Here is a 24,453-nt window from a genome sequence, read left to right on the forward strand (position 1 = left end):
GCCACGCGGCCGGTCACATCGTCGCGGTGACCTTCTTCAACCCTCGTGGCGCGTCCGGATCCTCGCCCCGGGCCAGGGCCAGAGCCAGGGCGAGCCGTTGCAGCGGCAGGATGTCCAGCAGCGGGGCGTACCGCTCGTCGACCGCCGGCACGGCGAGGCGGGTGGCCGCCTCGACCTCGGCGGAGCCGATCACCACCACGTCGGCGCGGCGCTCGCCGAGCCGGGGCAGCACGTCGACCATCGACCGCCCGCCCGGCCCGCCCCCGACCACCGCCAGCACCGGCACGTCCGGAGCGGTCATGGCCAGCGGACCGTGCAGCAGGTCGGCGCCGGAGAAGGCCAACGCCGGCAGGTACGACGTCTCCATCAGCTTCAACGCCGCTTCCCGGGCGGTCGGGTACGCGTACCCCCGGCCGGTGGTGACCAGATGGGCGGCGAAACGGTAACGCGGAGCGAGCTGGGCCGGGGTGGGGTCGGCCAGCGTTCGGGCGGCCAGTTCGGGCAGGGCGGCCAGGGCGTGCCGTTCCTCGGCGGGCAGCGCGCCGTCGCCGGCCCGGATCCCCTCCACCAGCAGCAGCAGGGCCAGCAGCTCGGCGGTGTACGTCTTGGTGGCCGCCACCGCCCGTTCGTGCCCGGCGGCGATGTCGACGGAGAGCTCGGCGGCCTGCGTCAGCGGCGAATCCGGCGCGTTGGTCACCGCGAGGGTGAGCGCGCCGGCGTCCCGGGCGACCCGGAGCACCTCGGTCAGGTCGGGCGAACCACCGCTCTGGCTGACCGCGACGACCAGGGCGTCGGAGAAATCCGGACGGGCGCCGAAGAGGGTGATCGCGCTCGGTGAGGCGAGGCCGGCCGGCAGACCGAGACGGATCTCGGTGAGGTAGGTCCCGTACAGCGCGGCGTGGTCGGAGGTCCCCCGCGCGGTGAACACCACGTGCCGCGGCCGGCGCTCGGCGACGGCCGCCGCGACCCGGGCGATCGGAGCGGCGTGGTCGGTGGAGAGCAGTCGCTCGTAACCCGCCGGCTGCTCGTCGATGTCGGCGGCCATGCCGCCCCCTGGGCGCGTCACAGAAGCTCCTCCCCTGCGCACTCTCCGCGCATTTCCTGCTCAATCTTGCATCGTTGATCCGAATTCAGCAATCAAACGATCAGCATCGCGCAGCCGATCACCAAAACTCGATGCTGTCACCTACGCTGACCCGACCTCACCGCCCAACCGGTACCGACAGCGAGAGGATGACGTGGCCGAGGGAACGGACGGCCGGGCGTTGCCGGCGACGGAGGAACTGGCCCTGGCCCGGCGGGCCCTGGACGCCGGCGACCTGGCACACGCCGCCAACCATGTCGCGGGCGCGCTGGTCCGGGCCCCGACCCTGCCCGAGGTGCACGAAACCCTCGCCCGGCTCGCCGCAGCCAGCGTGGACGGCGGGCTGGACCTCTTTCCGCTGCAACACCACACCTTCGTGGGTGCGGTGGTCGCCCGGGCACACCTGCTCGCCGCGGCCGGCCGCCCCGCCGAAGGTCTCGACCTGTTGGTCGCCGCCACCGCGCACGCGCCCGGAGCGGACTGGGCCGGGGTGCCCTGGGTCACCTCTCCCGAGTTGGCCGAACGGATCGGCCCGGACCGTGCGGTCCAGGTCCTCATGCAGGTCTGCGCCGCCGCCCCGGACCCCGTGCCAGTGGCCGACCGTCCGGCGCTGGCCGCCTACCTGACGCTGGCCCGCAACGCGATCACCGTCCATCCCGAGCACGGCCTGCTGCTGGGCACGGCGTCCGCGCTGGCCCGACGGGTGGGCGAGGTCACGCTCGCGGTCCGCTGGGCCGCCCGGGGCGTACGCGCGGCACCGTCGAAGATGGGCGAGGTCTGGCTCGGGTACGCGCTGCGCAGCGCCGGGCGGACTCGGGAGGCCCTGGCCGCGCTCCGTCGCGCCGTCGACCACGACCCGGACGACCTGGCGGTGTACGCCGACATCGCCGGCACACTGGCCGACCACGGCCGGCTGGAGGAGGCGCTGGGCTGGATCGAGCACGCGCTGGTCCGCAACCCGTCCTTCGACTGCGCGGTGCACACCGCGCACCGGCTGCGGTTCCAGCACGACGGGGACGTCCGCCACCTGGTCGAGTTGGCCGACTTCATCCGGGACCACCCGGACGACTCGCACGAGCACGGCGACCTGGCCGAGTGCTGCCGCGGCCACCCCTGGTTGGGGCAGCTGACCCCACCCGCACCGAGCCCGGCGACCGCTGCCCCGGGCCCGGCCGGTTCCGAGGCCGGCTCCACCGGCGTCGACCCGACGCCCTCGACGGTGGGCCCGGCCGCGTCGGTCACCGGGCTCGATGCGGTGGCGACCATGGTGGGCCCGACCGCGTCGCCGCCCTCGGCCGAGGCGGCCCGCCGGCTCCGTCAGCTCGCCCATCCGGCGTGGCCGCACCCACCCGCGGCGTACGACACGGCAGTCACGCTGGCCACCCTGGACCTGGCCGACCTGCTCGGCCTGCTGGCCCACCCGCCGGAGACGCCGCAGACCGCGCTGGGCCGGGTGCTGTCCGGGCAGGACCCTTCGCTGTGGATCCGGTGCGTGCAGGTGTGGACCTGTCTCGGCCTGCTGCACCACCGCACCGACGAACCCTGGGCGGACTCGACCCGGCGGCGGGTGCTGGTGGGGCTGGCCGAGGGGGTCGAGGGGGTTGCCGAGGCGGCCCTGTTCGCACTGGTGACCGCTGCCTGGGTGGATCCGTCCGTACGGGCCGACGTGGCCCAGCTGGTCGCCGACCGGCTGACGGCGGCCCGGGAGCGGGCCGTCCTGTCGCTGGCCCATCTGGCCCTGGCCACCCCCGGCCTGGACAAGGACACCACCGCGCTGGCCCGAGAGCTGGCCGGGGTGCGGGGCACTTGCCGCGACCGCCTGCGGGCGCTGCTGCGTCGTCTGCTGCGGATGTTCCGGCCGCGCCTGCCCGGCCCGCCACCCCCACCCTGACGAATGTTAAGAAGGGACCCTTCCTATACACCAGGCGTTAACAGGGGGCCCTTCCTTTCAACCGATCACCGCGATCAGGTCACCGTCCTGCACCACGTCGCCCTCGTTCACCGCGAGCTGCTGCACGACGCCGTCGGACTCGGCCACCACCGGAATCTCCATCTTCATCGACTCCAGGATCACCAGGGTGTCCCCCTCGGACACGGTGTCCCCGGCCGACGCGACGACCTTCCAGACGTTCGCCACCATCTCTGCGCGGATCTCCTCGGCCATCTCCGGCCCCTCTCTCGCGACTGTCTGCGCAGTATCCAATCATGTGGGGGCCGGCAGCTGGTCCACGGCGGAACCGCCCCCGGCCGCGCCGGGACCTCGGACCACGACTTAGCATCAACGGGTCGGACCGGCGGCCCAGGGACGACCGGTGCATGCCCGGGGCCCGAGGTCCTGGGCAGGCGATCATCACGAGGAGGTCAGCATGGCGAAGAAGGCCCGCAAGAAGAAGGCCCGTAGGAAGAGCGCCGCCAACCACGGCAAGCGCCCCAACTCCTGAGCGGGTGGACCGGACCGCGTCGCGGACCGGACAGCAGGACGCCGGTGGCCTGTCGGCCACCGGCGTCGTCGTTGTCGGCTCGTCTTGCCTGCTCGTCCTTGCTGGCTCGTCGTTGTCGGCGTGCGCTCAGTCGGTCAGTTCGCGCGATTCGGTGGTCTCGACGACGACCAGCTCGCTGAGGCGTACCCGCAGCCGCTCGCGCAGCTCGTCCGGTGCGGACTCGTTGCCGCAGCAGCGGGCCACCAGCGCCTTGACCTCCTGCTCGATGCCGTACTCCCGCAGACACGGACCGCACTCGTCGAGGTGCTGGCGGATCAGCGTCCGGCGCTCCTGCTCACACTCCAGGTCGAGGTAGAGGTAGACCTCGGCGAGAACCTCACGGCAATGCGTCTCGTGTGGGTCTCCACAGCTCACGTCACACCTCCCGGCCACTGGCGGCGGTCGAACTCCGGCCCGACGATGCGGCGGAGAAGCCGCGCTCCGCGGCGTAACCCTCAAGCAGCTTGCGCAGATTACGACGCCCGCGGTGCAACCGCGACATCACGGTGCCGATCGGCGTACCCATGATCTCGGCGACCTCCTTGTAGGAGAAGCCCTCGACATCGGTCAGGTAGACCGCCAGCCGGAACTCCTCCGGCAACTGCTGGAGCGCCTCCTTGACGTCGGTGTCGGGGAGCCGGTCGAGCGCCTCGGTCTCCGCGGACCGCAGCCCTCTGGAGGTGTGCGACTCCGCCGCAGCGAGCTGCCAGTCGGTGATCTCCTCGGTGGGCGCCTGCACCGGCTGCCGCTGCCGCTTCCGGTAGGAGTTGATGTAGGTGTTGGTCAGAATCCGGTAGAGCCAGGCCTTCAGGTTCGTGCCCTGCTCGAACTGGTGGAAGGCCGCGTACGCCTTGAGGTAGGTCTCCTGGACCAGGTCCTCGGCATCCGCCGGGTTACGCGTCATCCGCAGACCAGCCGCGTACAGCTGATCAACGAAGGGCATCGCATCCCGCTCGAACCGGGCCCTGCGCTCGTCCGTCTTCTCGGTGGTCAACCGCACATCCCCTCGGGTCGGATGCTTCCCCGCCGAGGATACGCGTCCCGACCCACCAGTAGATTCGGTTCCGACGGGTGTGCCCGTCGCCACCTCGGGCGGCGACACCGTCGCCGGCCAGTCCGGGCCAGCGAGCAGCCGCCTGAGCTGCCGCGCCTCCCGCTCGTCGCGTTCCCGGCTCCGGATCTCGGTCGGCACCGGTCACCCCCCTCGCACAGTGGTCATCCGAGGGGTTCAACGCCCACTGCGGGTCGCGGCATTCCAGCCCCGTTCCTGGTCCCGCCCGCGGCCGTGCGCCGGGGCTGGGACCAGGAAGGGCCTGGGAGCCCGGTGCAACCGCCGCCCGGAGCGGGGCACGGCGACACCACCGGATGCAACGACCCGCCCCGACCGACGGAAACGGCACCGCCGACGGCGGGCCGCGCTCCGGTCGACGTGGTCAGGTCCGGGCCCAGCCGTGCTCGCGCAGCCAGTCGATCACCACGGCGGCCGTGGCGGCTGGGTCGCCGCGTAGGTCGTGCCGCTCGCCCGGCCGGATCACCACCCGCACCCCCGGGGCCGGTTCCGGCACGCCGAACGGATCCCGGTCACCGTTGACCACCAGCGTCGGCACGCCGGTCGCCAACTCACCGGCCCGGCTACGCTCCGGGCGCCCGGGCGGATGCAGCGGGAAGGCGAGCGCGACCACCCCGACGGCGGCCACGGCGGCTGCGGTCCGGCAGGCCACCCGGGCCCCGCTGGACCTGCCACCCACCAGCAGCGGTACGCCTGGATGCCGGTCGCGCAACACGCCCAGCACGGCGGTCCACGCCTCGTCGAGATGCCCGGCGGGAGCCGGTGCCCGGCGGCCGGCGACCCGATAGGGCTGGGTCACCCGGGCCACTGCCAACCCGGCGGCCACCGCCGCGTCGCCGAGCGCGCGCAGATCGGGGGCGTCGACATCGCCACCCGCGCCGTGGCCGAGGACCAGCAGCGCCCGGGCGGCTTCGGCGGGCAGGCCGGTGTCGACCCGCGCCGGACCGCGCGGGGTGTCCAGGAGATCGTCGTGCGGCACGGTCCCATTCTGCGGCCCGCGCTCGCCCACCCCGCGCCGTCCCGACGACCTCGCCCGGCACCCGACGCGAGGTCGGACACCGCCGATCTGGATCGGGCGTGCTGGCGGTCAGCTCAGCGGCACCAGGGTGAGCAGCCGGTCGCGGACCGGCGGGCCCGCCTCGGCAGCGGCATCCGGATCGGGCTGCACCTCGCTGCGCCAGGCGACCAGCATCGCCCGCCGCTCGCGCGGGGTGGTGCCGCCCCACACGCCGTGGCAGTCACCGACCTCCAGCGCCCAGGCCAGGCAGGAGCCCTGCACGTCGCAGCTGTGGCAGAGCGCCACCGCGGCGTCGGCCGGCTCGTTCGGCGCCGGAAAGAACGTCTCCGGGTCGACGCTCTGGCACGTGCCTCTGGTGCGCCAGGCTTCGTCCTGTCGACGTTCTTGCAGGGCACGCAGCAGCCGCGGATCACGTCGCGCGGCGGCCACCTCGTGCGGACGGGGCATACGCGCCCGGGTCATCCACCCACCTCCCCCGTGGGATCAGAAATATCGATGGAGGGCGTTCACAGGGCGCGAACGACACCGCCACCGGCGCTGTGTTCTATCGCATTTACCGATGCGAGGACAAGACCCTGCCGGGAAGTTGCCAGAACGGTTGTGCGACGTTTCGCCCGCAACCCCGGCAAATCACTCCCGACAATGCGCGACCGGTAATCAGAACAGCGTCATGTCCTCCGGTGTCGTGGGCTGCGTCGAGGGCACCCGGGCGGTGAGTTGTGGGCCGTCGTTGCGGACATCGCCCACCGCCGGCCCCACCGGCCGGATCTCCAACCCGGCGAGCCAGTCGAGCGGCGGGGGCGCGAGCAACTCGGCCGGGTCGCCGGCCGTTCCCAGCCAGCCCGCCCACTGCTGCGGCGGCAGGAGCAGCGGCATCCGGTCGTGCACCTCGGCCAGCTCACCGAGCGCGGCGGTGGTCAGCACGCTGCAGGTCAGTAGCGGGGCCGCAGAGCCGTCCCAGACCGACCAGATGCCGGCGAAGGCGAGCACCGACCCGTCCCGCGGGGTGAGGTAGTACGGCTGCTTCGCTCCGTCCGGCCGGCGGACCCACTCGTACCAGCCGTCGGCCGGGATCAGGCAGCGCCGACGGGCGAAGGCGGAAGCGTACGCCCGGCTGGTCGCCACCGTCTCGGCCCGCGCGTTGATCATCCGGGCGGCGCCGGCGGGTGAGCGGGACCAGGCGGGCACCAGCCCCCAGCGACCACGCGAGAGCGCCCGATGCCCCTCGGCGCCGACCCGGATCAACGGCACCGGGTCGGTCGGCGCGACGTTGTAATCGGCGACGAGCTTGCCGCCGGTCTCGTCGACGGCCTCGAAGAGGCCGCTCAGGTCGCCGGCGCTCCGGGTCGTGGCGTACCTCCCGCACATGTGGCACACGCTAGCGCGGTGTCGGCCGTCACGATGTCCCGTCCACCGGGAGGAGCGGCGTGGGCCACGACCGGCGCCGCGCGCGACACGGCAGAATAGGGGGCGTGGGGAATCTGACCGCGACCCGGCCGCCACAGCCGTGGACCGCCCCGACCGCCAGTGACCCGGTCTCGGCGTCGTTGCGCCTGCCCGGCTCCAAGTCGATGACCAACCGGGCACTGGTGCTCAGCGCGCTGGCCACCGGCCCCTCGACGCTGGCCAAACCGCTGCGCGCCCGGGACACCGAACTGATGGCCGCGGGGCTGCGCGCAATGGGCGCACATGTCTCGATCGCCGACGACGAGCGCTGGCTGCTCCGGCCGCACCGGCTCGTCGGCCCGGCGCACGTCGACGTCGGGCTCGCCGGCACGATCATGCGATTCGTGCCACCGGTCGCGGGGCTGGCCGACGGGCAGGTCACCTTCGACGGCGATCCGGCCGCGCGCACCCGGCCGCTCGGGCCGCTGATCGAGGCGCTGCGCTCGCTCGGGGTGCGCATCGACACCACCGGTCCCGGCAGCCTGCCGCTGGTGGTCCAGGGCACCGGCCGGGTCACCGGCGGCGAGGTGGTGATCGACGCCTCGGCCTCCAGCCAGCTCGTCTCGGGGCTGCTGCTGGCCGCGCCGCGTTTCGACCGGGGCCTGGTGGTCCGGCACGTCGGCCCGCCCGTGCCCTCCGCGCCCCACCTGCGGATGACCGTACGCATGCTGCGCGCCGCCGGCGCGGCGGTCGACGACAGCACGACCGACGTCTGGGTGGTCGAGCCGGGTCCGCTGACCGGACGCGGCTGGGAGATCGAGCCGGACCTCTCCGGCGCGGTGCCGTTCTTCGCCGCCGCCCTGGTCACCGGCGGTGAGGTGACCCTCCAGGGCTGGCCGCGCGGCAGCGCCCAGCCGGTCGAGCTGCTCCGGCCGCTGTTGGAGCAGATGGGCGCCGAGGTCGCGCTGACCACCGAGGGGCTGACCGTGCGGGGCGGCGGGCGGGTGCACGGCCTGCACGCCGACCTGTCGGACGTCAGCGAGCTGACCCCGGTGCTGGCCGCGCTGGCGATGCTCGCCGACTCCCCCTCGGTGCTCACCGGGGTGGGCCACATCCGTGGCCACGAGACCGACCGGCTCGCCGCCCTGGCCCGCGAGTTCACCGCGCTCGGCGCGGACGTGACCGAGGAGCCCGACGGGCTCCAGATCCGGCCCCGCCCGCTGCGCGGCGGAATGTTCCGAACGTACGACGACCATCGGATGGCGCACGCGGCGGCGGTGGTCGGCCTCGCCGTGCCCGGCATCGAGCTGGACGACGTGGCGTGCACCTCGAAGACCATGCCCGAGTTCCCGGCACTATGGTCGACGATGGTGACCGGCAAGAGCTGAGCGATCAGGTTAGGAGCGGCCCTGGCCACCAGGCGGCGGGAGTACGACGAGGACGATGTCCGGGTCCGGCCCGGCAGGTCCTCGCGTCCGCGTACCCGCACCCGCCCCCGGCACGCCGACGCGAGGGACGGCTTCGTCATCGCCGTGGACCGGGGGCGCTACACCTGCGTGCTGGCCGGCGTCGGGGCGGACGAACCGACGGTCACCGCGATGCGCGCCCGCGAGTTGGGGCGCAAGTCGGTGGTGGTCGGCGACCGGGTCGGCCTGGTCGGCGACACCTCGGGCGCGCCCGGCGCGCTGGCCCGCATCGTCCGGATCGAGCCGCGCCGCTCGGTGCTGCGCCGCACCGCCGAGGACGACGCCAGCACCGCCGAGGGGCGGTTGGAACGGGTGGTGGTCGCCAACGCCGACCAGCTCGTGATCGTCAGCGCGCTGGCCGACCCGCCGCCGCGCACCGGGTTCATCGACCGCTGCCTGGTGGCCGCGTACGACGCGGACATCGAGCCGTTGCTCTGCCTGACCAAGGCCGACCTGGCCGGCCCGGAGGCGGTGCTCGACTACTACACCGAGCTGGAGCTGCCGTACGTGCTGATCCGGCCGGACTCGCCGCTGGACGCGCTGCGCAGCCTGCTCGCCGGTCGGCTCTCGGTGCTCGTCGGGCACTCCGGGGTGGGCAAGTCGACGCTGGTCAACCGCCTGGTGCCGGAGGCCGAGCGGGCGGTCGGCGCGGTCAGCGCGATCGGTCGGGGCCGACACACCTCCACCAGCGCGGTGGCGCTGCGGCTGCCCGCCCTGCCCGGCGCCGACGACGACCCCGGCTGGATCGTGGACACCCCTGGCGTACGCAGCTTCGGGCTGGCGCACGTCTCGGCCGAGAGCCTGCTGCACGGCTTCCCGGATCTCGTGGCGGCCACCGTCGACTGCCCGGCGAACTGCCCGCACACTGCTGACGAGGCCGACTGCGCGCTGGGTGCCTGGGTCGCCGACGGTCGGGCCGATCCCCGCCGGCTGGCCTCGTACCGCCGATTGCTGGCCTCCCAGGCCGGCGAGCCCGACCCACGCGGCGAGCCCGACCCACGTGGCCAGAGCGACCCGCGCGACCCACGTGGCCAGAGCGACCCGCGCGGCCAGGCCGACCCGCGTGGACGCGCGGAGTGAGCGGGGTGCCGGCCCCGCCGGCCGGTGCCTCGCTACGGTGTCCGGCATGACCGGATACGCCGACGAACTCGCCCTCGCCCATCGGCTCGCCGACGCCGCCGACGCCCTCTCCACGGCCCGTTTCCGCGCGCTCGACCTGCGGGTCGAGTCGAAACCCGACCTGACCCCGGTCTCCGACGCGGACACCGCCGTGGAACGGGAGATCCGCGCTCTGCTCGCCGCGGAGCGCCCCGGCGACGGGCTGCTCGGCGAGGAGTACGGCGCCACGCCGGCCGCCGGAGCGCGGCAGTGGGTGGTGGACCCGATCGACGGCACCAAGAACTTCGTGCGGGGCGTGCCGATCTGGGCCACCCTGATCGCACTGCTGGTCGACGGCCGGCCGGTCGTCGGGGTGGTCTCCGCGCCGGCGCTGGGCCGACGCTGGTGGGCGGCGCACGGCACCGGCGCGTACGCGGGCCCCGACGCCACCCGGGGCGAGCAGATCCGGGTCTCCCGGGTACGCGAGCTGGCCGACGCCAGCCTCTGTTACTCCTCGCTGGAGGGCTGGGAGCAGGCCGGGCGGCTGGAGCCGATGCTCCAGCTGATGCGGGACACCTGGCGCAGCCGGGCGTACGGCGACTTCTACGGTTACATGCTGTTGGCCGAGGGCACGCTGGACGTGATGGTCGAACCCGAACTGTCGCTCTGGGACGTGGCCGCGCTGGTACCCATCGTGACCGAGGCCGGGGGAACCTTCACCGACCTGGCCGGCCGTCCCGCTCCCGCGGGAGCCGAGAACAGCGCCGTAGCCAGCAACGGTGCTCTGCATCCCGACATCCTCGGCAGGCTGGGTCGGCCGACCGCGCACTGACGCCAGGTAACCTCTATCCTCGCCAGGTGGCTACCGCTGGTTGGTGTTTCCTGGCGGCGATGATCGTCGCGTACGGCATCGCCAATCTGTTGCAGTCGGTCGCCGCCGCCCGGACCACGGTGCATCACTCCTTCGATCCCGGGTTGTTGCTGCGCCTGGCCGGGCACCGCACCTACCTGGTCGGCCTGGTCTGCCAGGTGGCCGGGTTCGTGCTGGCCTTCCTGGCCCGTCGGGATCTGCCGCTGTTCCTGGTTCAGGCGAGCGTGGCGGCTGGGCTGGGGGTCACCGCCATCCTCGGCGTGGTGGTGCTGAAGTGGCGGCTGCCGGCGGCCGAGATCGTGCTGCTCCTGCTGCTCTTCGCCGGGATCAGCGCGCTGGTGCTCGCCGCCCGGCCGGCGCCGTCGAAACCTCTGGGTACGGCGGGCATGCTGGCCCTGCTGGTGACCCTCGTGGTGATCGCGGTGCTGGGTTTCTTCGCGGTCCGGCTGCGCGGCGCCCCCGGCTCGGTGGCCCTCGGCTCGCTGGCCGGGCTGGGCTTCTCCGCCGCCGCGGTGGCCGCCCGGCCGCTGGCCTCCGCGCCGAGCTGGGAGGCGTTCCTCACCGACCCACTGCTCTACCTGCTCGTCGGGCACTCCGTCGTCGGCCAGCTCCTGCTCGGGCTGGCGATGCAGCGCGGTTCCACCACCGCCGCGGTGGCCGCCATGGACGCCGCCGGCGCGGTGCCCGCCGCGATCATCGGCCTGGTGCTGCTCAACGACAAGATCTGGCCGGGCCGGGAGTGGCTCGCCGGCATCGGCTTCCTGATCACCCTCGCCTCGGTCATCGGGCTCACCCGGTACGCCGAACCACAGCATCACCACGCCGTGGCCCAGAGGTCCACCCGCGCCGTCATCGCCGCCGGCAAGGTGTAAGGAAGGGCCCCTTCTTAACGCCTCGTGTAGAGGAAGGGCCCCTTTTTAACACCCGGCACGCTCAGGCGGCCTCGACCGGTTTTCGCCGGCCGACCACCCGCTCGTACAGCCGCTCCAGGGCGGCCGCCGTCCGTTCCCAGGTGTAGCTGCACCGCACCCGGTCCACCGCCGCGTGCCCGTACGCGAACCGGCCCGCGTTGTCGGTGAGCAGTCGGCGCAGCGTCATCCCGAGGGCGCGTACGTCGCCCGGCGGCACCAGCTTCCCGGTGACCTCGTCGACCACGGCGTCGGCGATGCCACCCATGGCGTAGCCGATCACCGGGACACCGCAGGCCATCGCCTCCAGCGACACCCGCCCGGCCGACGAGTAACGCGGGGTGCAGGCGACCACGTCGGCCGAGCGGTACCAGGTGGCCATCTGGCCGTGCGGCACCGCGCCCACCAGCTCCACCTGCTCGGCCACGCCCGCGCGCTCGGCCAACTCGCGCAGCCGGCGGGCCTCGGCGTGGTTGGCCAGCCGGTCGGTTGGCGGACCGCCGGCGATCACCAACTCCGCGTCGCCGACCAGGCGCATGGCCCGGATCAGGTCCTCCTGGCCGTGGCCCCGGGAGAGCCCGCCCACCGAGAGGATCCGCGGCCGCTGCTCGCGCGGAGCGGCCTCGCCGTCAGGGCGGAACTGTTCGGTGTCCACGCCGGTCGGGACCAGCGCGACCGAGGCACGTTGCAGACCCATCCGGGTCAGCTCGTCCACCTCGTCGTTGCACTGGGCGACCGCGATGTCGATCGCCCTGGTCAGCGCGCGCTCAAGTGGGATGCGGGCACCCGGGCCGTCGTACTGCGGGCCGAGGTGCCGCAGCTGTTCCATGCCGATCGAGTGGAACGTCTGCACCATCGGGATGTCGGTCTGCCGGACGGCGTGCGCGGCGGCCAGCCCGCCGATCCAGTAGTGGCCGTGCACCACCTCCGGAGTCCAGTCGCCGGTCCACTGGTCGGCCAGCCACTGGCCCAGTTCGGCCACGTACGGCACCAGCTCGGCGGTGGGGATCGGTGCGACCGGTCCGACCGGTGCCCGGTGCAACCGGTAGCCGTCCACGACGACGCTCTCGGCCGCCTCGGGATCGTCCCGCCGGGTGTACACCCGGACGTCGTGTCCTCGCCCGGCCAGTTCGGCAGCCACCCGTGCGATGTGCTGGTAGGTGCCGACGACGGTACTGTCGCCGGACGGTGGCGCAGCGGCGTGGGCGCAGACGAGGCCGACGCGCACGGGTCACCTCCATGCGGATGAGGCGGTGGTCCTCCGGTCAAAGCGTCCCATTAACCCGGCCCCGAGGAGCCGAAACCTGGCAGATCGGCATGGGCGGCTGCGGTTACGCGGGGAGGGCAGCGGGTAGTGCTCAGGCATGCGCGAGGACGAGTACCCCACCCCCGTGTCCGATCCTGAGGCCGACGGTCTGCCCGACACCGCCGACGACGACTCGACGGCCGGAGACGACGTGCTGACCGGGCGGGAGGCGGACGGGCCGGCACCGGCGCAGCTGCCCGGCGACCGGGCGTCGACGGTGGCCGTCGACCATTTCGGCACCACCGCCGACGAGCAACTCGACGGCGAGTCGCTGGACTACAAGCTGAGCCGGGAACAGCTCGAGCCGGCGGTCGACGATCCGCTCGCCGGCCCGGTCGACCCGGGCATCGCGGCCGAGGCGGACAGCCGCGAGCAGGCGGCGCAGGCCCAGCTCGACGCCGACGTGATCGACCCGGGCCCGACCTCCGACCCGAAATCCCCGGTCTCGATCTACGACCACGGCCAGCTGGGCGGCACCGCGGAGGCCACGGTCGGCCGGCTGGTCCAACCGGACGAGGGTACGCACACCGACCAGGAGACCGATTCCATCGCGTACGACGCCGGGGCGGCCGGCGGCGGCGCCAGCGCCGAGGAACTGGCCATCCACGAGACCCGACCGCCGCACTCGGTGTGACGCGGTTCAGTCGTCGAGGCCGCGTTCGATCGCGTACCGGGTGAGTTCGACCCGGTTGTGCAGTTGGAGCTTGTTGAGCGTGTGCTGCACGTGGTTCTGCACCGTCCGATGGGACAGGCCGAGCCGTTCGGCGATCTGCTTGTAGGACATCCCCTTGGCCACCAGCCGCAGCACCTCGGTCTCCCGCTCGGTGAGCCGGGGCGGCGGGCTCCCGCGCCCGGTCCGCCCGGGTTGCCCGACGGCGGCCAGCCGGCGGTACTCACCGAGGACCAGTCCGGCCAGCCCGGGCGTGAAGACCGGCTCCCCCGCGGTGGTACGCCGAACCGCCTCCAGGAACTCCGCCAGCGCGGCGGATTTCAACAGGTAGCCGGTGGCCCCGGCCTTCACCGCGTCCAGCACGTCCTGCTGTTCGCCGCTGGCCGAGAGCATGAGCACCCGGACCTCGGGCCGGGCCGCGCGCAGCCCCCGGATCACCTCGACCCCGGAGATGTCGGGCAGTTGCAGATCGAGCACCACCACGTCGGGGACGGTCGCGGCGACCACGCGGACCGCCTGGCGCCCCTCCCCGCAGCTGGCCACCACGTGGTACCCGGCCTCGGTGAGATCGCGGGCCACGCCTTCCCGCCACATCGGATGGTCGTCGACCACCATCACGCGTACGCCGCTCATGTCATCTCCTCGGCACGGTGAGTTCGACCTCGGTGCCGCTGCCCAAGGTGGAGCTGATCCGGGCGGTGCCGCCGAGGTCGGCCAGGCGGCCCCGGATCGCCTGGGCCACGCCGAGGCGGCCCTGGGCCGCGGCCTCGGCCAGCCGGTCCGGCGCGAATCCGGGCCCGGAGTCCCGGATCGAGACGGTGACCGCCGAACCCTCGTCCTCCAGCAGCACCCAGGCGCGCCCGCCGCCGTGCCGGGCCGCGTTGTCCAGCGCCGCGCCGGCCGCGGCGGCCAGTTCGCGGGCGACCGCCGGGGGCAGCGGCACCGGGGTCGCCGGGGTGGAGAGCGAGACGGTGGCCGAGGCGTACCGGCCGAGCAGTCCGCGCAGATCCACCGGAGCGTCGGCGGCGGGGGCCGACCCGGTATCGGAGATCAGCGCGCGCAGCGCCGCCTCCTGCTCGCCGGCCAGCCGGACGAGTTCGCCGGCCGTACCGTCCAGGTGCTCGCCCCGCCGCTGCACCAGGGCGAGCACCTGGAGTACCGAGTCGTGGATGTCACGGGCCAGCCGTTCCCGTTCCCGGGTGGCGGCCTCCAACTCGACGGCCCGCTGCAACCGTTCCCCGGCGGCCACTGTCAGCCGGGCGACATGCCCGACCACCACGCCGGCCAGGAGCATGAGGATCGCGCCGTTGAGCGCGCTCGGGGTGAGCAAGCCCCGGGTGGCGAGGTCGGCCGCGCCGAGCACGAGCGCGGCCGCCGCGCCGCGCCGCCGACCGCCGGAGACGGCCCAGGCCAGTACCGGCCCGCCCAGCCAGGCCACCGACAGGGTCGGCAGGTCGGCGGCGAGCGCGGCCCGGCCCATCACCACGGGGGTGACCAGCAGGATCGCCAGGACGACCGCCAGATCGGCCAGCAGCAGCGGCCAGCCGCGCCGGGACCCGACGGCGTAACCGAACGCGGTGACGGCGGTCCAGACCGCCATCACCAGCACCAGCGCACCGGCGGCGAACGGGTGGGTGTAGCGGTCCGCGTCGCGGGCCACCACCACGCAGACGTACGCCAGGGAGGCCACCCGGTACACCGCGACGGCCCGCCAGAGCGGGACCTCGAAAGCACCGGGCGCGGGCACGTGCGTCACGATGCCACAGGCCGTTTCGGCACCCCTCGGCCGAGCGGCTGAGCGAACCCTGACGTACGGTGGAAAATGCCGCGTAAGCCTTCGCGATCTTCCTGTCGGGACGGGGCCATGACGAACGCACAATCCCGCAGACCGCGTACGGTGGTGCCCATCGAACACGCCCTCCTGATCGCCGACGCCTTCGACCAGGCCCAGGTGACCGAGCTTCGACACTCGGTCGCCTCCCACGCACGCTCCGCCGGGCTGCGCGAGGATCGCCTCGACGACTTCGTGCTCGCGGTCAACGAGCTGATCACCAACGCCGTGCGGCACGGCGGCGGTCAGGGTTGGTTGCGATTGTGGCAGGAGCCCGGGCTGGTGCTCTGCGAGGTCTCCGACCACGGAACGGGCATCAGCGTCCAGCGCCTCGACGACCGCGACCGGCCGGCGCCCGACATCGCCGGCGGCTGGGGCCTGTGGCTGGCCCGCGAGCTGACCGACGCGATGGAGGTGGAGACCGGTTCCGCCGGCACCACGGTGCGCATCATCTCCGCCACCGTCCCCACCGAACAGCACATCGGCCGGCACCGGCGGGAGTGAACGGATCATTCCCAGCGGTTGCCGGTGAGCTTCTCGTAGACCTCCACGTAGCGGGCCCGGGTGGCCTCCACCACCTCGGCGGGCACCTCGGGCGCGGGGTCCCGCCGGTCCCAGCCGCTGGCGGTCGCCCAGTCCCGCACGTACTGCTTGTCGTAGGAGAACTGCGCGCGCCCCGGCTGGTACGACTCGGCCGGCCAGAACCGGGACGAGTCCGGGGTGAGCACCTCGTCGCCGAGGACCAGCGTCCCGTCGGCCGCCCAGCCCAGTTCGATCTTCGTGTCGGCGACCAGGATGCCCCGGTCGGCGGCGAGTTCGGCGCCCCGGCAGTAGATGTCGATGGTCACCCGCCGCAGCCGCTCGGCAGTCTCCCCGCCGACCTTCTCCACCACCTCGGCGAAGGTCATCGGCTGGTCGTGCTCACCCAGCGGCGCCTTGGTCGACGGGGTGAAGATCGGCTCCGGCAGGATGGCCGCCTCGACCAGGCCGCGCGGCAGTTCGACGCCGGAGACGGCGCCCGTGTTCTCGTACTCCTTCAGGCCACCGCCGGTGAGGTAGCCCCGGGCGACGCACTCGACGGGAACCATCTCCAGCCGGCGGCAGCGGATCGCCCGCCCGGCGAACTCGGCCGGCACGTCGGTGGCGGAGATGACGTGGTTGGGCACCAGGTCGGCGAGCTGCTCGAACCACCACAGCGACAGCGCGGTGAGCAGCTTGCCCTTGTCCGGGATCGGGGTCGGCAGCACCACGTCGTAGACGGAGACGCGGTCCGAGGCGACCAGGATCAGATCGTCCCCGTCAACGTAGAGATCCCTGACCTTGCCGGAGTGCAGAAGTTCCACGGCCACAAGTACACCACCACCTCCGCCCAGTGAAAGGAAGGGCCCCTTGTTAACGCCTGCGGTAGAGGAGGGGCCCCCTTTTAACACCGGAGGCCGGGTCAGCGCCGGTCCAGGCCGGGTCAGCGCCGGCGGCCGCGGGTCAGCCGGATCAGCAGCAGGACGACCACGGCCACCACCAGCAGGCAGCAGAGCAGGCTCAGCACACCGAAGAACCCGAAGCCGCGTCCGCGCCGCCGGGCGGCCTCGACCACCAGTTCCCCGGTACCGGTCGAGGCCCACGCGGCGACCGGCACGAACACCGACAACACGACCGCACCCAGGAGCGCGCCGAGCCGCCCCCACCACTTGCCAAAGAAAGACATGGGCTCATCCTCGCCGACCACGGCAACCCGGAACGCAAACGGACACGTGCCGCGCCGGTTGAACCCGGAAACGACCAACGGCCCCGGACTGGGTCCGGGGCCGTTGATGCGGTGGTAGCGGGGACAGGATTTGAACCTGCGACCTCTGGGTTATGAGCCCAGCGAGCTACCGAGCTGCTCCACCCCGCGTCGTTAAAACCACTCTACCGCACGCCCCCGACACCCCCATCACCCACCCCCACCCCAGCGAATCTTGGTGCACGCTGGCCTCGCGACGGACGAGTCCGCAGCACGATCTCGCTGGGAATGACCAACGGCCCCGGACTGGGTCCGGGGCCGTTGATGCGGTGGTAGCGGGGACAGGATTTGAACCTGCGACCTCTGGGTTATGAGCCCAGCGAGCTACCGAGCTGCTCCACCCCGCGTTGGTAGATCCACCGTAGCGCACCAACCCCGGCTACCGCAAAACGACCCACGGGACGGCCGTCTCGCGCGGGCTCCACCGACGGAACGGGCCCGCGGCGGGCGACCAAAGGTCGCCGGACCGCGGGCCCTGTTCGGTCGAGCGTCAGCCGCTCGACGACGGGCTGCCGGTCGGTGCCGGGGTCGCCGTACCCCCGGCCGCCTGCTGTGCGCGCTGGAACGCGGTGAGCGCCTCGTCCAACGCCTTCAGCGCGCGACCGTACCGCTCGAAGTCGCCGGACGCCTGCGCGGCCCGCACCTCCGTGATCGCGGCCTGTACCTGGTTCGCGGCCACCGCCAGCTCACCGGTGAGTGGCGGCGCGTCATCCGCCGGCGGCGAGGCCGACGGGCTGGCCGATGGTTTCGGACCGTCGGCCGGCGGTTCCTCCGCCGCCGGCGGCGGGTTACCGGCGGCGGCCCGCTTGCCCTGATCGACGAGTTGCTTGATGCCGTCGGCCACGTTGTCGGCCAGTACGACATAGGAGCCGCCGTCGCCGTACGACATCAGCACCTTCTGGAGCAGCGGGTACGCGTCCTGCTGGTTGCTCTTCACGTAGACCGGCTCCACGTAGAGCATGCCGTTGCCGAACGGCAGGGAGAGGAGGTTGCCGTACTGCACCTGGGCCTGGTTGGAGGAGAGCAGGTTCAGCTGCTGCCGGATGGTCGCGTTGGTGTTGGTCATCCGCTGGTGCACCTGCACCGGCCCGGAGATCGCGGTCTGGTCCGGCAGCTCCAGCACCTGCAACATGGGCCGCCCGTCCTGGTACGACCCGGAGATCAGCGCGGCGAGGTTCTGCCGGCCCCTCGGGGTGACCGCACTGGTCAGCTGGAAGCGCGGCGCCGCCTGCTCGGGGAACTCGGTGTAGAGGTAGTACGGCGGCTGCATCACTCCGCTGTCCGGCGCGTCCGGCACGTTCGGCACCTGCCAGAAGTCCTGACCCGAGTAGAAGTCACCGGGGTCGGTGACGTGGAATCGGGTCAGCAGGTTGCGCTGCACCTTGAACAGGTCGGCCGGGTAACGGAAGTGGTCGGCCAGCGCAGCCGGAATCTCCGCCCGCGGCTTGATCAGGTCGCCGCCGAAGGCCTTGTTCCATGCCTTGAGCACCGGGTCGTTCTCGTCGAACTCGTAGAGGGTGACCGTGCCGTCGTACGCGTCGACGGTCGCCTTGACCGAGTTGCGGATGTAGTTGACGTTCTCCCGGGCGAGCTGGATGGTGCCCCGGCCGGTCAGCTCGTCAGTGGTCTCCTGCTGGAGGTTGACCCGCTCAGCGTAGGGATAGGTGGCCGCGGTGGTGTAGCCGTCCACGATCCACTGCACGCGGCCGTCCACCACCGCCGGGTACGGGTCGCCGTCCAGGGTCAGGAACGGAGCGACCTTCTCCACCCGGTCGCGCGGGTTTCGCACGTAGAGCAGCTTGGAGTTCTCGTTGACCGCCTCGGAGAGCAGGAAGTTCGCCTCCTGCTCCTTGATCGCGTAGAGCAGTCGCCGGGTGAACGACCCGATCTCGACGCCGCCGGAACCGGTGTAGGTGTAGTACGACTCGCGCCCCTCGCCGCTCTCACCAGCCGGCCGGTCGAACTCCGCCGGGTTGGCGTCCTGGTTGGGCTTGCCGACGATGGCGTAGTCGCCGTCCTGCATCCGCTCGCCGTAGTAGATCCGGGGCTGGCTCGCCGGGATCTGGTCGGTGGGCGAGGAGCAGGACTCCTGCGCCCGCTCCCCGAGGAAGCCGGAAACGAAGAACGGCTGACCACCGCAGACCGCCTGGTTGGCGGGGGCCGCCACCACCCCGTACCCGTGGGTGTAGACGGTGTGCCGGTTGATCCAGTTGCTCTGCTGAGGGGTCAGCCTGCCGTAGTTGATCTCGCGTACGCCGACGACGTAGTCCTGGGTCTTGCCGTCGACCGTGTACCGGTCGACGTCGAGCTTCGGGCCGAAGTCGTAGAAGCCACGGACCTGCTGGAGCTGGGTGTAGGTCTCGCTGACCAGCTGCGGGTCGAGCAGCCGGACGTTCGGCACCACCGAGGTGTCGGTGGCCAGGTTCTCCGACGGGGTCAGACTGCCGGCCGTGTACGCCGATCTCTGCGCGGTCTCCAGGCCGAACGACGCGCGGGTGGCGTCGATGCTGCGCTGGATGTACGTCGCCTCCTTGTCCCGGGCGCTGGGCTTGACCTCGAAGGTCTGCACCGCCCAGGGGTAGATCCCGCCGATCGCCACCGCGGAGACGCCGAGCAGCGCCAGGGAGATGCCCGGCCAGACCAGGTTCCGCATCCAGGCGTTGGAGAAGACGATGATCGCGATCGCCACCACCACGGAGATGTAGGCGAGGATCTCCTTGGCCGGCAGCAGCGCGTTGATGTCGGCGTACCCGGCGCCGTAGACGTTCACCCCGTCGTTGAAGTCCAGCAGCATCGAGCGCCGGTCCAGCACGTACGCGACCGCCTTGAGCAGGACGAAGACCGCGACCAGCGAGCTCAGGTGAGCTCGGGCGGCGTTGCTCATCCGGTCACCCACGCCCTGCAGGCGCACCCCGCCGAAGAGGTAGTGCATGGCCAGCGAGCCGATCAGGGCCAGGACGACGGCGGTGAAGCCGAGGCCGAGCAGGAACCGCCAGAACGGCAACTGGAATACGTAGAAACCGACGTCGACGCCGAACTCCGGGTCGTCGACGCCGAAGTCGCCGCCGTTCAGGAAGAGCAGCCACTGGTTCCAGCGGCTCTGCGCCGACAGCCCGGCGAAGAGACCGACGATCGCGGCGGCCGCCGTGATCCACAGCCCGAGCCGGGGGCCGAGCAGCATCCGGTAACGCTCCAGGGTCGCCTGTTCGGGCGAGTGCGGCCGGTGGCGGGGGCGGAGCCGTTGCGCGAGCCAGAGGTTGCCGCCCACGATCGCCGTCATCGCCAGCGCGGCGGCCAGGAAGAGCAGCAACCGGGTGACGAGCACCCCGCGGAAGACCTCGGTGTAGTCGACCTCGGAGAACCAGAGCCAGTCCGTCCAGGCCTGAACACCCCAACCGAGTAGGGTGAACAGGACGAACACCCCGATCAGGACACCGATCGTGACGCGTCCGCGTCGGCTCATCCTGGGCAGGGGGCTGCTGCTACGCATGACCACTGTTGGCTCCGCACGCTCGATATGATCGGCTCCGACCAGGCACCCAGAGTACGGGGTGTTTCTGAAAGCGTCTGCGCAAGGTGTCGCGGCACCTCCGGGCCCGGGCCGTGCCCCGACCCTACGGCCCGCCGGCCAACCCCGGGTTTCAGCAGCTGTTCGGCTCGCCGCCGGAGCGCAGCGTCGCCAACGCGGCCAGCGCCTCGTCCAGCGATCCCACCTTCACCAACGGTAGGTCGGGCTGCCGGTTGCGGACCGCCTCGGCGCAGTTGGCGGCCGGCACCAGGAAGACCGTGGCGCCGGCCTGCTTCGCCCCGACCAGCTTCTGCGGGATGCCGCCGATCGGGCCGACCCGACCGAGGTCGTCGATGGTCCCGGTGCCCGCGATGACCCGGCCACCGGTGAGGTCCTCCGGGGTCAGCTTGTCGATGATGCCCAGGGCGAACATCAGACCCGCGCTGGGGCCACCGATGTCCTTGAGGTCGAAGGAGAGGGTGAACGGGTGCGGCTGCTGCTGCTCGATCTCGATGCCGATGCGGGGCCGGCCGTCCTGTTCGCGGCTGGTGATCGTGCCGGTGCGGATGGCGCCGTCGCGGGTGTATCCGATCCGCAGCGCCGTGCCCGCCGGTTTCGCCCGGATCAGTTCGGTCAGTCGGGACGCGAGCGGCGCCGGCTCCCCGTCCACCGAGGTCACCACGTCGCCCGGTTGGAGCACGCCGGACGCCGGACCGTCGGCGGCCACCGTCTTGACCACGACCTGCACCTCGTACCCCAACTCCCGCAGCGCGGCGGTCTCCGCGCTGGTCTGCGAGACCTGGAAGTCCTCGGCGTTGCGCTGCTCGACCTCCTCCCGGGTCTCCCCCGGCGGGTAGACCAGCTCGCGCGGCACCACGGCCTGCTCGTCGGAGAGCCAGCCCTGGATCGCCGAGCGCAGCTTGACGCTGGGCTGCACCCCGACCGTGGTCAGCCGCAGTTGGCCGGCGGAGGTGGAGGTCTCCCGGCCGGTGACCTGGATCACCTCCTTGCCGTCCTCCTGCCCGAGGGTGTCGACGGTCGGACCGGGACCGAGCACGACGTACGGGACGGGCGCGCCGAGCACCCCGATGCTCAGCAGAGTGGTGAGCAGAGCACCGAGCAGGACGGTCACACCGCGACGTCTCATGCGGCAGAGCGTACCGATTCGGGCAGGAAGGCCCCGGGCGGCACGACGACTACCCCCTTCAGCGCAACGACGGCGTACGCCATCTGGGGAGCGGTCGACCTTCGCTCCGGCCGCAGCGCCGTCTCGCGGCGCGAAGGCCGAACTGTGGCCGTCCGCGTACCGTAGACATCGTGCCTGATATTCCGTTCGGTTTCGCGCTACCGGGTGGGCAGCCGCCCGACCCCAACGACCCCGCGCAGATGCAGCAGTTCATGTCGCAGTTGCAGCACCTGCTCTCCGCGCCGGGAAGCGGGCCGGTCAACTGGGACCTCGCCCGCCAGGTCGCGGCCAGCCAGCTCGCCGCGGTGGGCGACCCGGCGGTCTCGCCGTACGAGCGCAACTCGGTGGAGGAGGCGCTGCGGATCGCCGACCTCTGGTTGGAGCCGGCCTCCGCCCTGCCCTCGGGCATCCGGACCGCGCTGGCCTGGAACCGCAACGAGTGGATCTTCAAGACCCTCGACGTCTGGCGCAAGCTCTGCGACCCGGTGGCCAGCCGGATGGTCGGCGCGATGGCCGACCTGGTGCCGCCGGAGGCGCGGGCGCAGCTCGGTCCGATGCAGTCGATGGTGGCCACCCTCGGCGGCGCGCTCTTCGGCGGCCAGCTCGGCCAGGCGCTCGGTTCGCTGGCCGCGGAGGTGCTCTCCGCCGGCGACATCGGCCTGCCGCTCGGCCCGGCCGGCACGGCCGCGCTGATCCCGGCCAACATCCGCGGCTACGGCGAGGGCCTGGAGCTGCCGGAGGACGAGGTACGCCTCTACGTGGCCCTGCGGGAGGCAGCGCATCAACGACTGTTCGAGCACGTGCCGTGGCTGCGCGGGCACGTGCTCAACGCCGTGGAGACGTACGCCGCCGGCATCCGGGTGAACCGGGAGGCGATCGAGGAGGCGATGGGCCGGGTCGACCCCACCGACCCGGAGTCGATGCAGGCCATCGCCCTGGAGGGCATCTTCACCCCGGAGGACAGCCCGACGCAGAAGGCGTCGCTGGCCCGGTTGGAGACCGCCCTCGCCCTGGTGGAGGGCTGGGTCTGCCACGTGGTCGACGGCGCGGCGGCCGGCCGGCTGCCGAACGTGGTGGCGTTGGGTGAGGCGTTCCGTCGCCGCCGGGCGGCCGGTGGCCCGGCCGAACAGACCTTCGCCGCGCTGGTCGGCCTGGAACTGCGCCCCCGCCGGCTGCGGGAAGCCGCCGCGCTCTGGGCAGCGCTCACCGAGCACCGGGGCATCGCCGGACGGGACGCGCTGTGGGGGCATCCGGACCTGCTGCCCTCCGACGACGACTTCGCCGACCCGGTGGCCTTCGCGATGGCCGACGTCGACCTGATGACCGAGCTGGAGAACTTCGATTTCTCCGCCCCCGGCGGGCCGGAGGAGAAGACTCCGGGCGAGCCGGAGCGGCGGGACGACAGCGACGGCGACGAGCACCGCCCCTGACCCGGGCCGGCGGATCACTCGCCCTGGCGGGCCCCGGAGAGCAGGGCCCGGGTGTTCTCCCACCCGCCGAGTGCCGGGTCGAGCCGGGCCAGGTCCGCTGGGCCGCGCAGCCGGTGCCAGGACGGCGTCACCGCCAGGTCACCCGGGCGGGGCGCCGCCGCGCGCACGGCGGCGGGCAGCGCACCGTCCATCTCCAGCGCCGGCAGCCACGGTGGTACGGGCAGCCGGGCCGCCACCCCCAGCAGCCCCGGCACGCCGCCCTCGACCGGGGCGAGCGCGACCGGTCGGCTGGTCAGCGGGCGCAGCAGCTTTCCCACGGTGAGACCGGGCAGGTCCGGCGCGTCCCCGGCGATGACGGCGGCCTGCTCGTACCGGCCCTCGCGCGCTGGCGGGCGATCCGCCCCGTCGGCGTCGCCGGCCAGCGCGGCGAACACGGCGTTCGGGGTGGGTTCGGGCACCTCGTGGACGGTCATGCCGGGCCAGATGACCGCGTCGGCCAGCCAGCGGTCGGCCGGGGTGACCGCCACCGCGGTGTCCACCTGGTTGAGCATGGTGAGCATGTCCACCACGTCCTCGGCGAGCGCCGTTCGCCACTGAAGCGGGTCGACGCCGGGCGGCGCCCAGCGGACCGGCGCGAGCAGCGCCACCACCACACGTACGACCATCCGTCGACCCTACGCCCGCCGGGTACCCGGGCCGCCGGTGTGCGGGCCGCCGGTGTGCGGGCCGCCCGGTGTGCGGGCCCCGCTCAGGGCGTGCCGGAGACCGCGGCCACGCCCTCCAGGTAGCCCCGGGCGCGTTCGGTCTTCGGGTACCTGCCCACCAGGGCCCAGAACTGGTCGTTGTGGCTGGGCACGATGAGATGGGCGAGTTCGTGCAACAGCACGTAGTCGATCACCCAGTCCGGCATGTCCTGGATCCGATGCGACAGCCGGATCGACCGGTCCGCAGGGGTGCAGGAACCCCACCGACCGTTCTGGTTGCTCACCCACCGGACGCTGGCCGGCACCACCTGGTCGCCGTAATCGGTCAGATAGAGCTTGATCAGCCGGGCGGCCCGGTCCAGCAGTCCCGCGTCGGAGCGGGCCAGGCGCCCCTCCCGGGCGGCGAGCCGGGCGAGCATCCGATCAACCCACTCGCTCTCCTCGGCCCGGGAGAACTGGTCCGGGATGAGGACGACGACTCGCTCACCGTCGCGGTAGGCGGACACCGTTCGGCGTCGGCGCTGGCTGCGCCGTACCTCGACGACCGGCTTCCGCGGACCAGCCATCAGTGGACCGCGCAGCCTCGGTTTGCTGTCACGTTGGCAAGCTAATGCAGATTGGCCAGCGATCCGCAAGGGTCAACCCCCGACCTGCG

The 24,453-nt window shown here is 72.6% G+C and carries 25 protein-coding genes and 2 tRNA genes; 9 read left to right on the top strand and 18 right to left on the bottom strand.

Going from position 1 to position 24,453, the window contains the following annotated elements; all coding sequences use genetic code 11:
• Positions 1 to 13 precede the first annotated feature (13 nt).
• On the bottom strand, positions 14 to 1,045 hold the full coding sequence (locus IEY61_RS15915) for an SIS domain-containing protein (protein WP_189045118.1): 1,032 nt from the start codon (positions 1,043 to 1,045) through the stop codon (positions 14 to 16).
• A 193-nt stretch (positions 1,046 to 1,238) separates the two neighbouring features.
• On the opposite strand from IEY61_RS15915, the gene IEY61_RS15920 reads away from it, so the two are divergent.
• Positions 1,239 to 2,975 (top strand): tetratricopeptide repeat protein, encoded by a 1,737-nt coding sequence (locus tag IEY61_RS15920; protein ID WP_189044972.1) that lies wholly within the window; start codon positions 1,239 to 1,241, stop codon positions 2,973 to 2,975.
• 57 nt (positions 2,976 to 3,032) lie between these two features.
• Here the strand turns inward: IEY61_RS15920 and IEY61_RS15925 are convergent, their stop codons facing one another.
• On the bottom strand, positions 3,033 to 3,248 hold the full coding sequence (locus IEY61_RS15925; RefSeq protein ID WP_091068708.1) for a biotin/lipoyl-binding carrier protein: 216 nt from the start codon (positions 3,246 to 3,248) through the stop codon (positions 3,033 to 3,035).
• Between the two features lie 148 nt (positions 3,249 to 3,396).
• On the opposite strand from IEY61_RS15925, the gene IEY61_RS31810 reads away from it, so the two are divergent.
• Positions 3,397 to 3,525 carry a 50S ribosomal protein bL37 gene (locus IEY61_RS31810; protein ID WP_268240649.1) on the top strand — a complete coding sequence of 43 codons (129 nt, stop codon included), beginning with the start codon at positions 3,397 to 3,399 and terminating at the stop codon, positions 3,523 to 3,525.
• A gap of 126 nt (positions 3,526 to 3,651) precedes the next feature.
• Here the strand turns inward: IEY61_RS31810 and rsrA are convergent, their stop codons facing one another.
• The 5 genes from rsrA to IEY61_RS15950 all read right to left on the bottom strand — a co-directional run bounded on the left by rsrA (position 3,652) and on the right by IEY61_RS15950 (position 7,019).
• Positions 3,652 to 3,939, bottom strand: a complete 288-nt coding sequence (rsrA, locus tag IEY61_RS15930) for a mycothiol system anti-sigma-R factor (protein ID WP_189044975.1) — start codon at positions 3,937 to 3,939, stop codon at positions 3,652 to 3,654.
• Position 3,940: 1 nt separating this feature from the next.
• Positions 3,941 to 4,756: a sigma-70 family RNA polymerase sigma factor gene (locus tag IEY61_RS15935; RefSeq protein ID WP_189044977.1), complete on the bottom strand. Its 816-nt coding sequence runs from the start codon at positions 4,754 to 4,756 to the stop codon at positions 3,941 to 3,943.
• 241 nt (positions 4,757 to 4,997) lie between these two features.
• A complete protein-coding gene (locus tag IEY61_RS15940; protein WP_189044979.1) occupies positions 4,998 to 5,612 on the bottom strand; it encodes an alpha/beta hydrolase family protein in 615 nt (204 codons plus the stop codon).
• 108 nt (positions 5,613 to 5,720) lie between these two features.
• Positions 5,721 to 6,113: a WhiB family transcriptional regulator gene (locus IEY61_RS15945; RefSeq protein ID WP_189044981.1), complete on the bottom strand. Its 393-nt coding sequence runs from the start codon at positions 6,111 to 6,113 to the stop codon at positions 5,721 to 5,723.
• 195 nt (positions 6,114 to 6,308) lie between these two features.
• Entirely contained in the window at positions 6,309 to 7,019 is a 711-nt protein-coding gene (locus IEY61_RS15950; RefSeq protein WP_189044983.1) for an SOS response-associated peptidase, read from the bottom strand.
• 104 nt (positions 7,020 to 7,123) lie between these two features.
• Here IEY61_RS15950 and aroA point away from each other — a divergent pair, with 104 nt between their 5' ends.
• The 4 genes from aroA to IEY61_RS15970 all read left to right on the top strand — a co-directional run bounded on the left by aroA (position 7,124) and on the right by IEY61_RS15970 (position 11,344).
• Positions 7,124 to 8,425, top strand: coding sequence for a 3-phosphoshikimate 1-carboxyvinyltransferase (gene aroA / locus IEY61_RS15955; RefSeq protein ID WP_189044985.1), 1,302 nt, complete (start codon positions 7,124 to 7,126; stop codon positions 8,423 to 8,425).
• 138 nt (positions 8,426 to 8,563) lie between these two features.
• A complete protein-coding gene (gene rsgA / locus IEY61_RS15960; protein WP_229705950.1) occupies positions 8,564 to 9,583 on the top strand; it encodes a ribosome small subunit-dependent GTPase A in 1,020 nt (339 codons plus the stop codon).
• A gap of 46 nt (positions 9,584 to 9,629) precedes the next feature.
• Positions 9,630 to 10,433 carry a histidinol-phosphatase gene (hisN, locus tag IEY61_RS15965; RefSeq protein ID WP_189044987.1) on the top strand — a complete coding sequence of 268 codons (804 nt, stop codon included), beginning with the start codon at positions 9,630 to 9,632 and terminating at the stop codon, positions 10,431 to 10,433.
• Between the two features lie 59 nt (positions 10,434 to 10,492).
• Positions 10,493 to 11,344, top strand: a complete 852-nt coding sequence (locus IEY61_RS15970; RefSeq protein ID WP_229705951.1) for a hypothetical protein — start codon at positions 10,493 to 10,495, stop codon at positions 11,342 to 11,344.
• Positions 11,345 to 11,405: 61 nt separating this feature from the next.
• Here the strand turns inward: IEY61_RS15970 and IEY61_RS15975 are convergent, their stop codons facing one another.
• The gene (locus IEY61_RS15975; protein ID WP_189044992.1) at positions 11,406 to 12,608 is read right to left on the bottom strand and encodes a glycosyltransferase; all 1,203 of its coding nucleotides are present in this window, start codon (positions 12,606 to 12,608) and stop codon (positions 11,406 to 11,408) included.
• 136 nt (positions 12,609 to 12,744) lie between these two features.
• Between IEY61_RS15975 and IEY61_RS15980 the strand changes: the two genes are divergently transcribed.
• A complete protein-coding gene (locus IEY61_RS15980) occupies positions 12,745 to 13,320 on the top strand; it encodes a DUF5709 domain-containing protein (RefSeq protein ID WP_189044994.1) in 576 nt (191 codons plus the stop codon).
• A gap of 6 nt (positions 13,321 to 13,326) precedes the next feature.
• On the opposite strand, the gene IEY61_RS15985 is transcribed toward IEY61_RS15980, so the two are convergent.
• Both IEY61_RS15985 and macS read right to left on the bottom strand, forming a co-directional pair.
• Positions 13,327 to 13,989: a response regulator gene (locus tag IEY61_RS15985; protein ID WP_189044996.1), complete on the bottom strand. Its 663-nt coding sequence runs from the start codon at positions 13,987 to 13,989 to the stop codon at positions 13,327 to 13,329.
• 1 nt (position 13,990) lies between these two features.
• Positions 13,991 to 15,103: a MacS family sensor histidine kinase gene (gene macS, locus IEY61_RS15990; protein WP_229705947.1), complete on the bottom strand. Its 1,113-nt coding sequence runs from the start codon at positions 15,101 to 15,103 to the stop codon at positions 13,991 to 13,993.
• Between the two features lie 117 nt (positions 15,104 to 15,220).
• Between macS and IEY61_RS15995 the strand changes: the two genes are divergently transcribed.
• Positions 15,221 to 15,691 (top strand): ATP-binding protein, encoded by a 471-nt coding sequence (locus tag IEY61_RS15995; protein ID WP_189044998.1) that lies wholly within the window; start codon positions 15,221 to 15,223, stop codon positions 15,689 to 15,691.
• A 5-nt stretch (positions 15,692 to 15,696) separates the two neighbouring features.
• Here the strand turns inward: IEY61_RS15995 and IEY61_RS16000 are convergent, their stop codons facing one another.
• The 6 genes from IEY61_RS16000 to IEY61_RS16025 form a co-directional block, all read right to left on the bottom strand.
• Positions 15,697 to 16,530, bottom strand: a complete 834-nt coding sequence (locus IEY61_RS16000; RefSeq protein ID WP_189045000.1) for a phosphoribosylaminoimidazolesuccinocarboxamide synthase — start codon at positions 16,528 to 16,530, stop codon at positions 15,697 to 15,699.
• A 119-nt stretch (positions 16,531 to 16,649) separates the two neighbouring features.
• Positions 16,650 to 16,892, bottom strand: coding sequence for a hypothetical protein (locus IEY61_RS16005; RefSeq protein ID WP_189045002.1), 243 nt, complete (start codon positions 16,890 to 16,892; stop codon positions 16,650 to 16,652).
• Positions 16,893 to 17,004: 112 nt separating this feature from the next.
• Positions 17,005 to 17,081 (bottom strand) — tRNA-Met (locus IEY61_RS16010).
• Between the two features lie 159 nt (positions 17,082 to 17,240).
• A tRNA-Met gene (locus IEY61_RS16015) sits at positions 17,241 to 17,317 on the bottom strand.
• 143 nt (positions 17,318 to 17,460) lie between these two features.
• Entirely contained in the window at positions 17,461 to 20,460 is a 3,000-nt protein-coding gene (locus IEY61_RS16020) for a UPF0182 family membrane protein (protein WP_189045004.1), read from the bottom strand.
• A 151-nt stretch (positions 20,461 to 20,611) separates the two neighbouring features.
• Entirely contained in the window at positions 20,612 to 21,625 is a 1,014-nt protein-coding gene (locus tag IEY61_RS16025; protein WP_189045006.1) for a YlbL family protein, read from the bottom strand.
• A gap of 239 nt (positions 21,626 to 21,864) precedes the next feature.
• On the opposite strand from IEY61_RS16025, the gene IEY61_RS16030 reads away from it, so the two are divergent.
• Positions 21,865 to 23,094 (top strand): zinc-dependent metalloprotease, encoded by a 1,230-nt coding sequence (locus IEY61_RS16030; RefSeq protein WP_373293163.1) that lies wholly within the window; start codon positions 21,865 to 21,867, stop codon positions 23,092 to 23,094.
• A 14-nt stretch (positions 23,095 to 23,108) separates the two neighbouring features.
• Here IEY61_RS16030 and IEY61_RS16035 read toward each other — a convergent pair whose 3' ends face one another.
• Positions 23,109 to 23,759 carry a hypothetical protein gene (locus IEY61_RS16035; protein ID WP_189045011.1) on the bottom strand — a complete coding sequence of 217 codons (651 nt, stop codon included), beginning with the start codon at positions 23,757 to 23,759 and terminating at the stop codon, positions 23,109 to 23,111.
• An 83-nt stretch (positions 23,760 to 23,842) separates the two neighbouring features.
• A complete protein-coding gene (locus IEY61_RS16040; RefSeq protein ID WP_189045013.1) occupies positions 23,843 to 24,364 on the bottom strand; it encodes a M48 metallopeptidase family protein in 522 nt (173 codons plus the stop codon).
• Positions 24,365 to 24,453: the final 89 nt, after the last annotated feature.

Source organism: Micromonospora sonchi (assembly GCF_014646235.1).
Taxonomy (GTDB): domain Bacteria; phylum Actinomycetota; class Actinomycetes; order Mycobacteriales; family Micromonosporaceae; genus Micromonospora; species Micromonospora sonchi.